A 14,360-nucleotide genomic window follows, 5' to 3' on the forward strand; every position below is an offset into this window, starting at 1 on the left:
TTTTCTCTACATTCTGGTACAACTGTGCGTCTGTGGCCTGATATGCTCTAATGTAAGACGAAAGTCGTGGCGGCCTCGCAGTCTGGCAAACCCCTCCAGATCGGGCATTGACCCGCCGTGCCATGAGCACTGTCCGGTGGGTCAAAGTAGTAACCATATAAATAAAATAGCGGGATACTATGCAGGAACTACGTGATGCGGGCGTGATGTTGCGCCTGATTTATGAGGCGATGAAGAAAAAGGGTGTCGATACCGATGCCATATTCAGCCGCCTCGGCGTTGACGAGAACTACGTCTACACAGACCAGCTTCGCACTCCCCACAGCGCCCAGCTTTACTTCTGGCAGGCGGTGGAGGATGTCTCCGGCGACCCGGACATAGGCCTGCACCTGGGGCCGCTGTTGCCCGCCTACAAGGGCCAGGTTCTCGAATACCTGTTTCTCAGCAGCCCAACCTTCGGAGAGGGACTGCGCCGGGCTCAGAACTATCAGCGCTTGCTGAGCGATGCCGCCAATACCGATTTCTTCATTGAAGGCGAAGAAGCCTGCATGGTGCTGGACGCCGCCTCCGATGAGATTCGCAAGCTCAAGCACTTCAATGAGTGCTTCGTACAGGGGCTGATTACCTTCTTCAAGTCCATCACCGATGGCAATTTCTACCCATCACGAATCGAGTTCGAGCATGGGCGGGAGCAGGGAGCCGAGCACGTACGCGAAGTTCTGGGTTGTAACGTGGTTTTTGGCGCAGAAGAAAACCGGTTGTATTTCCCCGCTGCGATGCTGTCCCACGCCTCTCCCCACGCCGAACCAGAACTGTTGGCGCTGCACGAGCGCTTTGCCAGTGAACAGGTGGCGCGGCTAGAGAAAAAGGACATTGTCGGTCAGGTGGAGCGCATCATCGCCGAGCTGCTGGACAGCGGCGAGGTGACCCTGGATGCCGTTGCAGAACGGCTGGGTATCAAACCAAGAACCTTGCGCACCCGGCTCACCGAGGCCGAAACCAGCTTCAACCAGGTACTGGCGGATTTCCGCTATCGGCTGGCGCGGCAGCTCCTTGCGACCACCGATGAGTCCATTGATGAAATTGTGTACCTCACCGGTTTTTCCGAACCCAGTACGTTCTATCGGGCGTTCAAGCGCTGGTCTGGTATGACGCCCATCGAATACCGGAAGACGGCCCAGGGCAAAGATGCCATGGTTGACGCCATGTAACCGGGGGTTTGGAAAAATCTGAAAAAAGTTCAGTAAAAGCGTTGACATAAACGGGGGCCTCTTTATAATGCGCCCTCGTTGTCACCGAGCAGTCAGCAAACAGGCTGTTAGGCAACAAACGCGGAGCGGTAGTTCAGTTGGTTAGAATACCGGCCTGTCACGCCGGGGGTCGCGGGTTCGAGTCCCGTCCGCTCCGCCATTTTTATCCCCCCCCTTGCTTTACCTCAGTTACTTCCCTTGATGTGTTTCCGGTATTCTCCCGGGCTTATGCCATACCAGCGCCGATAGGCCTTGTGGAAGGCTGGTGGGTTCGCGAATCCCAATAGCCAGGCGATTTCCGAAAGCGAGCTGTTGGTCTCCTGCAAATAGTCTTGTGCGAGTTGTCGTCGAGTGTTGTCCAGCAACTCCCGAAAGCCGGTTCCTTCACTGGCAAGCTGTCGTTGCAGTGTCCAGGGCGTTGTTCCCAGTCGGTTGGCCAGGGTTTCAATGGTGGGTGTTTCTCCCCGCAATAACGGCGTCATCAGGTACCGGGCCCTGTCAGCCACACTCCAGCCTTTGCGAATCTGCTGTAGCTCCTGTTCACACCAGGCGGTCAGTTTTTCGTGCATACCTTGGTGCGCCTGGCTCGGTGCCTGAAGCCAAACGCTGTCCTTCAGACGAATCGAGTTTTCCTTCGCGCCGAATTCCACGGGGCAACGAAACCAGCTCTCGAATACCTCGTCCAGCCCGATCGAGGGGTACTCAATACGCACCCGTTCCAGGATGTCGTAGCGGCCGGTCATGTGTCTGATCAGTTGGGTCCAGGCGGCAAGGATGGAGTCCACGACAAAGTAGTTGTACTGGTTGTATGGACTGATCGAATAGAAACAGGCCTTACGGTGTTCAGCCGCCAGACTTGGCTCGCCTCTGGAGTTCCGGCTGCTTAGCAGCGCATACCGTATCAGTGTGGCAAGGGACTGATGTACGGTGTTGGCGGTTTCTGCGGCCAGGCCGGCAATGCCGGCGTCGATGGGGCGGGTCAGGGCGCCCATACGCAGGCCCAGGGCGGGGTTGCCCGTTGTGGCGATGGCAGCCTGGCCCAGGCGCATGAACCTGGGAATGCTGATGCGTCCTTCCGGCGCGGCCAGCTCAGGGTCGTTCAGATGGAACTGGGATTTTAGCCTTTCGGCATCGCCTCCCTCGGCCTCAGTGGCACGCAGCAACACGGAAGCATAGAGCAGGCTGATGTCGCCCAGCGAATTCTGGTTGGGTCTGGATGTATTGGTCATGATCGTATTATCGGTATTATCCAGGGATAATAAAATGTTCTTTTTGGATATTGTTGCGCTGGCGGGAGCTGGGTAGTGTAGGGGCCATAACAACGGGCGCGATGGTTGCCCGATCCTACAATCGATGAGGAGATTACCAATGGCTGCATCACCGGGCGTGAGCAAGTACCCGCATCTGCTTGAACCACTGGACCTTGGCTTTACCACCCTGCGTAACCGCACACTGATGGGTTCCATGCATACCGGCCTGGAGGAAGTGAAAAACGGATTCGAGCGTCTGGCTGCGTTTTACGCCGAGCGTGCCCTTGGTGGCGTTGGCCTGATCGTAACCGGTGGCATCGGCCCGAATACCGAAGGTGCGGTATTCCAGCACGCAGCCAAGATGAACACAGAAGAAGAATCTGACAAGCACAAGGTGATTACCCAGGCGGTGCATGAGGCTGACGGCAAAATCTGTATGCAGATCCTGCATGCGGGCCGTTACGCGTATTCCCCTGAGCTGGTCGCGCCTTCGGCTATCCAGGCGCCGATCAATCCGTTCAAGCCCAAAGAGCTGGACGAAGCCGGCATCCAGAAGCAGATCGACGACTACGTGAACTGCGCTGCCCTGGCTCAGCGCGCCGGATACGATGGCGTGGAGATCATGGGTTCCGAGGGTTATTTCATTAACCAGTTCATTGTCAAACACACCAACCACCGCACCGATCAGTGGGGTGGCAGTTACGAGAACCGCATTCGCCTGCCCATTGAAATCGTTCGCCGGGTTCGTGAGCGCGTGGGCGAAAACTTCATCATCATTTATCGCCTGTCCATGCTCGATCTGATCGAAGACGGCAGTACCTGGGAAGAAGTGGTGCACCTGGCCAAGGAAATCGAGAAGGCGGGCGCCACCATCATCAACACCGGTATCGGCTGGCACGAAGCCCGTGTGCCGACCATCGCCACATCCGTGCCCCGTGGTGCCTTTACCAAGGTAACGGCCCGGCTTAAAGGCGAGGTCAGTATTCCGTTGGTAACCACCAACCGGATCAATATGCCAGACGTTGCCGAGAAGGTTCTGGCAGAAGGTGATGCGGATATGGTGTCCATGGCCCGCCCATTCCTGGCAGACGCTGACCTGGTCCGCAAAGCTGTGGAAGATCGTGCCGAGGAGATTAATACCTGTATCGGCTGTAACCAGGCCTGTCTTGATCATACGTTTAGCGGCAAGCTGACGTCCTGCCTGGTCAATCCCCGCGCCTGCCACGAAACCGAACTGGCGTACGTGAAGACGGCTACGCCGAAGTCGGTTGCGGTGGTTGGTGCCGGCCCCGCAGGCCTGGCGTTTGCCTCGGTTGCCGCGGAGCGTGGGCACAAGGTTACGGTCTTCGACGCCGGCAGTGAGGTAGGTGGTCAGTTCAATGTGGCCAAACGCATTCCGGGCAAGGAAGAGTTTTACGAAACCCTGCGCTACTTCCGGGTGATGCTCGACAAACATGGCGTTGATATTCGGCTCAATACCCGCGTTACCGCAGAGGACCTCAAAGCCGGTGGCTTTGATGAGGTGGTCCTGGCCACTGGCGTGGAGCCACGCACACCGGAGATCGAAGGCATTGATCACCCGAAGGTGATTGGCTACCTGGATGCGCTGTTGGAGCGCAAGCCGGTTGGTCAGAAGGTAGCTGTCATCGGTGCGGGTGGTATCGGCTTCGATGTGTCTGAATTCATCGTCCACAAGGGTGAATCGCCTTCTTTGAACACCGAGCACTTCATGAAGGAGTGGGGCGTGGATCTGACGGTTGAACACCGTGGCGGTATTCAGGGTGTTCAGCCTCAGGTGCCTGAGCCTGCGCGGGAGGTTTACCTGCTGCAGCGTAAGGCCTCGAAAGTTGGCAAGAACCTGGGCAAGACCACCGGCTGGATTCATCGTACCTCTCTCAAGCACCGCAACGTGCAGATGGTGCCCGGCGTCAGCTATCGCAAGATTGATGACGAAGGCCTGCACATCACCATCACACCGAAAGGTGCCGAGCAGGGCGAGGATAAAGTGTTGCCGGTGGATACCATCATCGTGTGTGCTGGTCAGGAGCCGCTGCGTGAGTTGCAGGCAGGCCTGGAAGCAGCCGGTTTGCCGGTGCATCTGATTGGTGGTGCCGATGTGGCAGCAGAGCTGGATGCAAAGCGGGCCATTGATCAGGGTAGCCGCCTGGCAGCGGAGATCTGATCACAAAACGTTGCAGTTTTTCTCTGTGTTTCGGTTAAGGTCTGGCTAGACTATGGAGGTGAAGCGCGGGAGGGGGATGGAACTCTCTTCCCGCATCGGGCGTCCATAACAAGAGTTTTCCGAAGCATGGAGAAAGTGAATGGTTAATGCCGGGCAGGCAGCCGACGGATATTCCGCGGTTTTCTTTATGGAGGGCAGTCAGGTGGCCCGGCAGATGCGGTTGTCTGAATTCGGCGCGTTTCTGGACGGCTATGTTGGCCTGTCTGATCTTGCCGAGACAGATGTTCGGGCGGTGCTGGTAAACCTTTCACCGGAGTTGACGGTTCGTTCGCTGGTTTTCTTCCGCATCTGGTTTGATGACGAGGGGCGGGCCGACAGCCACTGGAATGTGCCTATCGAGGCGTTGGCAGAGAAAGGCGCCAAGGGGCCAGATATGGGCGGTGGTGCTATCCGGCTGGTTTGCCGGAGTCAGTGCCCTGATCCGGCATTTGCCGAGGAACTCTGGGACCCGGACATGACGCCGGGTAGTAACCACTTCCAGTTGATCCGCAAAGCGGTTGAAGCCAATACGTTGCGTTTCCAGAAAGTGGAACCGGAAGAAGAGAATATTCCGGTTCTGACCACGGCGAGTGTGGAGCAGCCAGTAGAGGATAACCGTGACCGGGCCCGCGTTGCCCAGATCCTCCGTGAACAGCGGCTCAGAATCAAAACCCTCCAAAGTGTGCACCGGGACTCCCTGGCTGACCTCCAGCGCGAGCATCGCCTCGAAATGCAGGCTTTGCGCAGTGAAATGTCAGATCTGGAACAGCGATACGAGCGCACCCGGATCAGCAATGAACAACTCAAACAGCGCCTGGCTCAGCGCAACGAACAATATCTCTCCATGCAGGAAAAAATGGCGGAGGGCGACGCCCGCCAGCGCAAGGACGTTCATGCTGACGCCGAGACCGTCCTGTTGCGTGAACAGTTGGAGCGCAAGCAAAGGGAGCTGGAGCTTCGGGATGACAAAATTGTTGCCCTTGAGCAGGAAAACCACGAGCTTCGCCACCAGGTACCACCCGAGGATTCGCTGCTGGAACAGTTGCAGAGCCAGTCCGTATTCCTGGTTGCCTATCATCCCGGCGTGGGTCATATCACACTGCCTTATGACGATATCGATACCTATTTTAGCAATCCGGTGGCCTATGCCGCCGAGCGTTGTGGTATGAACGAGCCGGCCTACAAAGACTGGCTGGCACACTATGAGCATCCGGTTTGCCGCCACGTGGATAGTGAAGGAAATGCCTGCGGTGAGCCGATCATGCGGGTAACCCAGCCGGCAGAGTTCCAGCCAGGGGTAGATGATCACTGCGAGCAGCACCGGTCCTGACGCGGATCTTTTTTCAGTATCTGCCTGAGATTCGTTAAACTGTGGCTCTGTTCGTTACAGAACAGGAGGGGCCATGCCTTTCCTGTCTCATTCAGACACCACGGGATACTTCATGGATCAGTTCAGGAATATCGGCATTGTCGGGCGCATGGGCAGCGTCAAGGTGGTTGAGTCTCTGCGGCAGCTCAAGCAGTACCTGACGGCCAACAACTACCACGTCATCATCGAGGAAGATACCTCCACCATGATTCCGGGCCATGGCCTGCAGGTCGCCAGCAAAAAGCTGCTGGGCGAAATCTGCGACCTGGTCATTGTCGTGGGCGGGGATGGTAGTTTGCTGGGGGCTGCCCGTGAACTGGCCAAATCCAAGATCCCGATTCTGGGGGTCAACCGCGGCCGCCTGGGCTTCCTGACGGATATTTCTCCATCTGACCTCGAAGAGCGCCTGGCCCGGGTGCTTGAGGGTGAATATATCGAGGAATCGCGGTTCCTGTTGGATGGCCATGTGGAACGTAATGGCCAGCCCCTGGGCTACGGTTCTGCCCTGAACGATGTGGTGCTGCACCCCGGTAAGTCTACCCGGATGATCGGTTTTGACCTCTACATTGATGGCCACTTTGTTTACAGCCAGCGTTCCGATGGCTTGATTGTTGCCACGCCTACCGGCTCAACTGCCTATTCCCTGTCAGCAGGTGGTCCCATCATGCACCCGAAACTGGATGCTGTGGTGCTGGTGCCCATGTTCCCGCATACCCTGAGCAGTCGCCCGATCGTGGTCGACGGCAAGAGTGAAATCAAACTGGTGATTGGTGAAACCAACGAAACCTACCCGCAAGTCAGCTTTGATGGCCAGATGAACATTGCCTGTGCGCCCGGGGATATCATCCGAATTACCAAAAAGCCGTTCAAGATCCGTCTGATCCACCCGACCGATCACAATTTCTATGCCACCTGCCGTGACAAGCTGGGTTGGGCAAGCGAAATAGCAGCGAGTTGATTATGGCGGGACAGACTTCAACCGCGAGCCGCGGTTACGACATTATTGGTGACATTCACGGTTGCGCCCACACCCTGGAGCGGTTGCTCCAGCAGATGGGGTATCGTAAACAGAACGGCATTTACCAGCATCCCCGGCGCCAGGCCATTTTTATTGGCGACATCATCGATCGGGGCCCAAGAATCCGTGAGGCCCTGCATCTGGTGCGAGACATGGTGGAGCACGGTGCTGCCCGCATCGTTATGGGCAACCATGAATACAATGCCCTTGGCTACTGCACCCGGGCTCGGCCTGGCAGTGGCAAACAATTCCTGCGCGAACACAACCCTCGCCATGACCGCCTGATCAAGGAAACTCTTGAGCAGTTCGATGCGTATCCCCATGAGTGGAACGATTTTCTGGAGTGGTTTTACACCATTCCGCTGTTTATCGAAGAGGAGCACTTCCGGGTGGTGCATGCTTGCTGGGATCAGGATCTGATAGACAAGTTCCGGCAGAATCAGGGCGGTGCCTGTATTGATGAAGACTTTCTTCATGCCTCGGCCGCCATCGAATCTTTCGCCGGCCAGGTGATGGACACCTTGTTGCGTGGCACTGACTTGCGCCTGCCGCCAGGGGTCAAGATTACCGGGCGGGATGGCTATGTTCGGGAATTCTTCCGCACCAAGTTCTGGGCCGACAACCCACAAACATACGCCGATGTGGTGTTCCAGCCAGACCCATTGCCACCGGAAGTGGCGTCCATGACTTTGCGGGAGGATGAGCGCAAACAACTGATTACTTACCCGCTGGATGCGCCGCCGGTCTTTGTTGGGCATTACTGGATGGATGGTGAGCCGGCGCCTTTGAAGTCGAATGTGGCCTGTATCGATTACAGCGCCGTAAAGTACGGCAGGCTGGTGGCCTATCGGCTGGATGATGAAAAGGCACTTTCCCGCGACAAGTTTGTCTGGGTAGAGGTGGATCGTCCCGAGCAGCCGGATTATCCCACCAGTGAAGACAGCGTGGCGCGCTAAGTATCAGCGAGGTTAGTTTGGACCAACATACATCATCTCCGATTACCCCCAGCGGGCGCTGGCAGCCGGCTCCCCGGCATGCGCCGTTTGTTGTGAGCGTGATCGGCATCGCCGTTGCCATGGTGTGGCTGACATCCATGGGGCAGAACCCCCTGGCCGCGGCCATGATGATCGTCGATCCGAGGCACTATTCCTGGGACCTGTTCAGTTCCCTGGGCGGGAGGTTGGATGCGCTCTCTGCGACAGTGGCAAGCGGGCAGTTGTGGCGCCTGATTTCACCGGATTTCCTGCATTTCAGCTGGACCCACATCATTTTCAACTCGGTCATGCTCTGGTTTCTGGGCAGCCAGATTGAATGGATTGATGGTCGCGCCCGCCTGGTGGCGCTGTTCCTGGTAACCAGTCTGTCCGCCAATCTGTTGCAGTATCTGGTGTCTGGCCCCCTGTTCGGAGGTTTGTCGGGTGTCGTTTATGGCATCCTTGGTTACTGTTGGCTGAGCCAGCAACGCCGGCCCAGATTCCAGTTTCCACCTGCGTTGGTCACCTTTGCCCTGGTGTGGATGGTGATCGGCTTTACGCCTATCCCGGAAGTGATTGGCCTGGGCCGGATGGCTAACGAGGCTCACCTGGGAGGCTTTGTGGGTGGTCTGGCGTTGGCAGCGGTGATGCCCGCCCGGGGGCGGTTTCGGTGAAGGCATAAAAAAGCCCCACCAAAGGGTGGGGCATTAAAAGAGCTTATAGCTCCTGATGAGAGAGACCAAATGATACGACCGTCGTCATTTGGTGAGATAATGATAATTGTTATCATTTACATCTGTCAAACGGATTTGCCGATTTTTTTATGAATGATTTTTCAGGAGGTGGGTAATGACCTACGACGAACTCATTGAACGGCTGGATCCGACTGTATACCGGAACCTCAAGCAATCTATCGAGCTTGGTAAATGGCCTGATGGAAGGGCAATGACCCGAGAGCAGCGGGAAATCAGCCTGGAAGCGGTTATCTATTACGAGAACAAACACAATGTGCCCGAAGAGCAGCGGGTGGGCTATCTGGACCGGGGCGAGAAAGCCGGTACCGCCTGTGATCCATCCGTGCAGTTCCGTAAAGATCGCCAGAACGGCAACGATGTGGATCCAGACCAGTTCGTCGAGGTCAAGGTTTGAGCGAGTCAATTGATGTAACCGGCCGCTTGCGTAAGATGCCGGCGCAAGCCGGCGATCCGGTGGCCTACACCCTGGCCGTGGGTGACACCCGCATTCCCCTGAACGACCTGATTGGCCAGAAGGTGCGACTGGACTTTGACGGTGTGATTCGCTGCATCCACTGCGACCGCACCACCAAGAAGAGTTTCAACCAGGGCTACTGTTATCCCTGTTTCCGCAAACTCGCTGCCTGTGACAGTTGCATCATGAGTCCTGAGAAGTGCCATTACCATCTGGGTACCTGCCGGGAGCCCGAGTGGGGCGAGGCGAATTGCATGGTGGAGCACGTGGTCTACCTGGCCAATTCCAGTGGCTTGAAGGTGGGTATTACCCGGGGCTCGCAAGTGCCGACTCGCTGGATCGACCAGGGCGCGGTGACAGCCATTCCCATGCTGCGGGTAGCCAGCCGTTACCTGTCCGGTCTGGTGGAAGTGGCGTGCAAGAGCCATGTGGCGGATCGGACCAACTGGCGTGCGATGCTCAAGGGCGATGTGCCAGAGCTGGACCTGGTTCAGGAGCGCCGGAAAATGCTGGAGCTTATTGAAGACGAGTTGGCGCAATTACGGGCGCAACATGGTGAGGACAGTATCCGGGTTGTGGACGAGGCCTCACTTGGGCTTGGTTATCCGGTTCAGGTGTGGCCGTCGAAAGTGAAAACCCATAATCTGGATAAAACCCCGGAAGTCGAAGGGCTGCTGGAGGGGATCAAGGGCCAGTACCTGATGCTCGATACCGGTGTGATCAATATTCGAAAATTTACCGGCTACGAAGTCCGGTTCCGGGTTCTTGACTGAGCGCGGAAGTTTACCGTCTGGAGAGAGTGAATGCGTACCAACCAGCCACAAACCATCTACCTGAGCGAGTACCAGGCGCCGGCGTATCTGGTGGACCATGTAAGCCTGAGGTTTGAACTGTTCGAGGACGGCGCGCGGGTGCACAGTACCTTATCCATACGCCGCAATCCCGCCGCTGCGCAGAGCAGCGCCCCGCTGGAGCTGGATGGCGACGGCCTGACTCTGGAATCTCTGGCCTTGAACGGTCAGCCCCTGGCCAGCGATGAATACCAAAATGAGGGCGACAAGCTGGTGGTCCAAGCGGTGCCGGAGGTCTTCGAGCTGACCGTAGTCACCTGGATTGAGCCGCAGAACAACACTCGCCTGGAAGGGTTGTACAAATCATCGGGCATGTTCTGCACCCAGTGCGAGGCCGAAGGCTTCCGCTGTATCACCTATTACCCGGATCGGCCGGACGTGATGGCGCGCTTCCAGACCCGCGTTGAAGCCGATAAATCCGCCTACCCGGTATTGCTGTCCAATGGTAATCCTGTTGAGCAAGGTGATCTTGAGAACGGCCGTCACTTTGTCACCTGGGAAGACCCATTCCCGAAACCAGCCTACCTGTTTGCGTTGGTGGCGGGCGATCTCGTTGAGAAACGAGACACCTTTACAACCTGTTCCGGTCGCAACATAGATCTGCGTATCTACGTGGAGGCGCGCAACGCACGCAAGTGCGATTACGCCATGGATGCGCTCCAGCGTTCGATGCGCTGGGATGAAGAGGTTTACGGCCGTGAGTACGATCTTGATATCTTCATGATCGTAGCGGTGGATGATTTCAATATGGGGGCCATGGAAAACAAGGGCCTGAACATTTTCAATTCATCCTGCGTGCTTGCCAGCCAGGACACGGCCACGGATGCCGCTTTCCAGCGCATCGAAGCCATTGTTGCCCATGAGTATTTCCATAACTGGTCCGGCAACCGGGTTACCTGCCGTGACTGGTTCCAGCTAAGCCTGAAAGAAGGCTTTACGGTGTTCCGGGATTCCCAGTTCTCGGCGGATATGGGGTCGCCCACCGTCAAACGGATTGAAGACGCAACCTTGCTGCGCACTGCGCAGTTTGCCGAAGATGCCGGCCCCATGGCGCATCCGGTTCGGCCGGCGTCGTACATGGAAATCTCCAACTTCTACACCCTGACCATCTATGAAAAGGGCGCAGAAGTGGTGCGGATGATTCACAACCTGCTCGGCGCCGAGCTGTTCAGGAAGGGCAGTGACCTCTACTTTGACCGCCACGACGGCCAGGCCGTCACTACCGATGACTTTGTTCGGGCAATGGAGGATGCCTCCGGGCGCAACCTGAGCCAGTTCCGTTTGTGGTACGAGCAGGCGGGCACGCCGGTGTTGGCGGTAGCGGATCATTACGATGAAGCACAAGGTGTGTATCGACTGGATATCCGGCAGTCGATTCCGGATACGCCCGGACAGTCCGGGAAAAAGCCGCAGCATATTCCGTTTGCGATCGGCCTGCTTGATTCCGAAGGGCAGCCGCTGCCTCTGAATATGGGGGCGGAGGACAGCAACGGTCCCGCTGAGCGGGTGCTTGAACTGACTGAGACGCAACACAGCTTTGAGTTCCATGGACTCAAGGAGCGGCCGGTGCCGTCGTTGCTGAGGGATTTTTCCGCCCCGGTGAGGGTTCATTACCCCTGGACCCGCGAACAGCTGTTGTTCCTGATGAGTCATGATCCGGATGGCTTTAACCGGTGGGATGCTGGCCAGAAACTGGCGGTCGATGTTATCCAGTCATTGGTTGACGCGCCTCAGGGCACGGAAATTGAACCACGGCTGGTGGAAGCCTATCGCCTGTTGTTGAACGATACCGAGTTGGACCAGGCGCTTGTGGCCAAGATGCTGCTGTTGCCTTCGGAAGCCTATCTGATCGAGCTTTCCGAGCAGGCCGACGTGCCGGCCATTCATGACGCCCGGGAGCAGGTTCTGACGCATCTGGCCCAGGCGCTCCGCGATGACCTGTTGGCCTGTTATCAGCGCAACGCTGGTCAGGGCGATTATCAGCTGACGCCGGGTGCCATCGCCCGTCGCAGCCTTCGTAATACAGCGTTGGCGTGGCTGCTGCACATTGATGATGAGCAGGGGCGGGCGCTGGCCGTTGAGCAGTTTGAGCAGGCGGATAACATGACGGACCGGCTCGGCGCCTTGCGTGCCCTGGTGAATTCCGGTTTTGAATCGGATCGGATCAGGGCCCTGGCAGAATTCTTCGAGCGTTTCCAGGATGACCCGCAGGTGGTTGAACTCTGGTTCTCGGTGCAGGCGTCCAGCGACCGGGCAGGGCAGTTGCCGCAGATCCAGGCGTTGTTGGAGCATCCGGCCTTCGACTGGAAGAACCCCAACAAGGTGCGTTCTGTGGTCGGGGTGTTTGCTGGCCAGAACCTGGCAGCTTTCCATAAACCGGATGGCAGTGGTTACCGGTTCCTGGCGGACCAGGTGTGTCGACTGGACGACAGCAACCCGCAGATTGCTGCCCGGTTGGTGTCTCCGCTTACCCGGTGGAAGAAGTTTTCACCGCAATACAGCAGTCAGATGAAGGCCGCCCTTGAGCGGATTCGTGACAAAACCGAACTTTCACGAGACGTGTACGAGGTGGTTCACAAGAGCCTGGCGGACTGACCCAGGCTCGTACCCTGGCTGTGATTGTAAAGCCGTCGTCACAGCCAGATACAAAATCGCACTTTCGGTCGATAGACAATGTTGCTCAATCGGCTAATCTGATGGAAAGTCTGCGATTACGTCAGACCATAACAATAAAGCCCTGTAGAGGCTCCCAGACGGATTTAAGGTTGCACAATGAGATACAACAAGAACGCATTTTTGGGCGGGCTGCTTGCGCTTTCGTTTGCAGCTGCGCCGGTTCACGCCGGTGTGTCTGCCGCTGAGGCAAACCGCCTCGGTCAGGACCTGACGCCCTTCGGGTCCATCAAGGCTGGCAATGAAGCTGGTACCATTCCTGCCTGGACTGGCGGGCTGACAGAGCCCCCGGCTGGTTACGAAGGCAGTGGGCAGCACCACATCAACCCGTTCCCGGACGATCAGGTGTTGTTCACGATTAACGCCTCCAACATGGAGCAGTACGACGAGTACCTGACCGATGGCGTCAGGGCCATGCTCCGTACCTACCCAACCACATTCCGTATTCCGGTGTACCAGTCGCGCCGCACCCATGCCGTGCCAGACTGGGTTGCCGAGAATACCCGCAAGAACGCAGTCAACGCGGAAATTGTCGGACAGGCCGAGGGCTTGAGCGGAGCGTTTGGCGGTTACCCGTTCCCGATCCTGCACGGTACCGATGAAGAAAAAGCCTGGCAGGTGGTCTGGAACCATCTGACCCGGTGGCGCGGTATTTCCGTTACCCGTCGTTCCAGTGAAGTGGCGGTTCAGACCAACGGTGATTATGGTCTGGTGACCTCGCAGCAGGAAGCCTTCTTTAACTTCTACAACCCGGAAGGCGGCGAAGCCGATCTCGATAACATCATTTTCTACTACCTCTCGTTCACCCAGTCTCCGCCCCGCCTTGCCGGCGGTGCCATTCTGATTCACGAGACACTCAACCAGATTATCAACCCTCGCAACGGTTGGGGTTACAATGCTGGCCAGCGGCGGGTTCGCCGTGCCCCGAACCTCGGGTACGATTCCCCGATCGCGGCGGCCGATAACCTGCGCACCGCGGACGACACCGATATCTTTAACGGTGCCATGGATCGCTACAACTGGAACTACGAGGGTATGAGGGAAATATACATCCCTTATAACAACTACCGGATTGGCGAAAAAGGCACACCGTATTCCGAGATTCTGGGTATTTCCCATCTGAATCCTGATCTGACCCGCTGGGAGCTGCACCGCGTGCACGTGGTCGAAGCCACCCTCAAGCAGGGCGAGCGGCACATTTACGGTAAGCGTCGTTTCTATGTGGATGCGGACAGCTGGAATACCGTGCTGCTGGACCAGTACGACGGTCGTGGAGAGCTGTGGCGCGTGACCATGGGTATCCCCAAGAACTATTATGAGCTGCCCGGCGTGTGGACAGTGCTGGACGTGTACCACGACCTTCAGGCTCGCCGTTACCACGTGCTGGGTCTGGATACGGAAGAATCCGGTACTCGGGTGTTTACCGACGATGTACCGAATAAACGTTATTTCTCACCGGCCTCGCTGCGTCGGCGGAGTGTGCGCTAAGGACTCGGCGCACAGTCTGATCCCGGAGTGGCAGTAGTAGTGCCAGATATACCGGCG

General features: G+C 57.2%; 11 protein-coding genes and 1 tRNA gene. 11 read left to right on the forward strand and 1 reads right to left on the reverse strand.

The genetic code is table 11. The features are described from left to right. Nucleotides 1–179: 179 nt before the first annotated feature. Both ACNSOI_RS06140 and ACNSOI_RS06145 read left to right on the forward strand, forming a co-directional pair. Entirely contained in the window at nt 180–1,211 is a 1,032-nt protein-coding gene (locus tag ACNSOI_RS06140; protein ID WP_061331690.1) for an AraC family transcriptional regulator, read from the forward strand. Between the two features lie 122 nt (nt 1,212–1,333). Further along, nucleotides 1,334–1,410, forward strand: a tRNA-Asp gene (locus ACNSOI_RS06145). 25 nt (nt 1,411–1,435) lie between these two features. Here the strand turns inward: ACNSOI_RS06145 and ACNSOI_RS06150 are convergent. Beyond that, the gene (locus tag ACNSOI_RS06150; protein ID WP_420195369.1) at nt 1,436–2,479 is read right to left on the reverse strand and encodes an AraC family transcriptional regulator; all 1,044 of its coding nucleotides are present in this window, start codon (nt 2,477–2,479) and stop codon (nt 1,436–1,438) included. Between the two features lie 139 nt (nt 2,480–2,618). Between ACNSOI_RS06150 and ACNSOI_RS06155 the strand changes: the two genes are divergently transcribed. The 9 genes from ACNSOI_RS06155 to ACNSOI_RS06195 all read left to right on the forward strand — a co-directional run bounded on the left by ACNSOI_RS06155 (nt 2,619) and on the right by ACNSOI_RS06195 (nt 14,303). Beyond that, on the forward strand, nt 2,619–4,682 hold the full coding sequence (locus ACNSOI_RS06155) for an NADPH-dependent 2,4-dienoyl-CoA reductase (RefSeq protein WP_072677732.1): 2,064 nt from the start codon (nt 2,619–2,621) through the stop codon (nt 4,680–4,682). Between the two features lie 139 nt (nt 4,683–4,821). Further along, on the forward strand, nt 4,822–6,051 hold the full coding sequence (locus tag ACNSOI_RS06160) for a DNA repair protein (RefSeq protein WP_420195370.1): 1,230 nt from the start codon (nt 4,822–4,824) through the stop codon (nt 6,049–6,051). A 112-nt stretch (nt 6,052–6,163) separates the two neighbouring features. Then, entirely contained in the window at nt 6,164–7,048 is an 885-nt protein-coding gene (locus ACNSOI_RS06165) for an NAD(+) kinase (protein WP_058093152.1), read from the forward strand. 2 nt (nt 7,049–7,050) lie between these two features. Beyond that, nucleotides 7,051–8,064, forward strand: coding sequence for a metallophosphoesterase (locus ACNSOI_RS06170; protein WP_420195371.1), 1,014 nt, complete (start codon nt 7,051–7,053; stop codon nt 8,062–8,064). A gap of 2 nt (nt 8,065–8,066) precedes the next feature. After that, nucleotides 8,067–8,756 carry a rhomboid family intramembrane serine protease gene (locus ACNSOI_RS06175; RefSeq protein ID WP_286255619.1) on the forward strand — a complete coding sequence of 230 codons (690 nt, stop codon included), beginning with the start codon at nt 8,067–8,069 and terminating at the stop codon, nt 8,754–8,756. 175 nt (nt 8,757–8,931) lie between these two features. Then, the gene (locus tag ACNSOI_RS06180) at nt 8,932–9,231 is read left to right on the forward strand and encodes a YeaC family protein (protein WP_058093123.1); all 300 of its coding nucleotides are present in this window, start codon (nt 8,932–8,934) and stop codon (nt 9,229–9,231) included. Then, entirely contained in the window at nt 9,228–10,064 is an 837-nt protein-coding gene (locus ACNSOI_RS06185; RefSeq protein WP_286254599.1) for a DUF2797 domain-containing protein, read from the forward strand. Before ACNSOI_RS06180 ends, ACNSOI_RS06185 begins: the two co-directional genes overlap by 4 nt. Before the next feature lie 30 nt (nt 10,065–10,094). After that, nucleotides 10,095–12,737 carry an aminopeptidase N gene (gene pepN, locus ACNSOI_RS06190; RefSeq protein ID WP_420195372.1) on the forward strand — a complete coding sequence of 881 codons (2,643 nt, stop codon included), beginning with the start codon at nt 10,095–10,097 and terminating at the stop codon, nt 12,735–12,737. Between the two features lie 177 nt (nt 12,738–12,914). Beyond that, nucleotides 12,915–14,303, forward strand: coding sequence for a DUF1329 domain-containing protein (locus tag ACNSOI_RS06195; protein ID WP_420195373.1), 1,389 nt, complete (start codon nt 12,915–12,917; stop codon nt 14,301–14,303). Nucleotides 14,304–14,360: the final 57 nt, after the last annotated feature.

This window comes from Marinobacter sp. GH_1, assembly GCF_048595985.1.
Classification (GTDB): domain Bacteria; phylum Pseudomonadota; class Gammaproteobacteria; order Pseudomonadales; family Oleiphilaceae; genus Marinobacter; species Marinobacter shengliensis.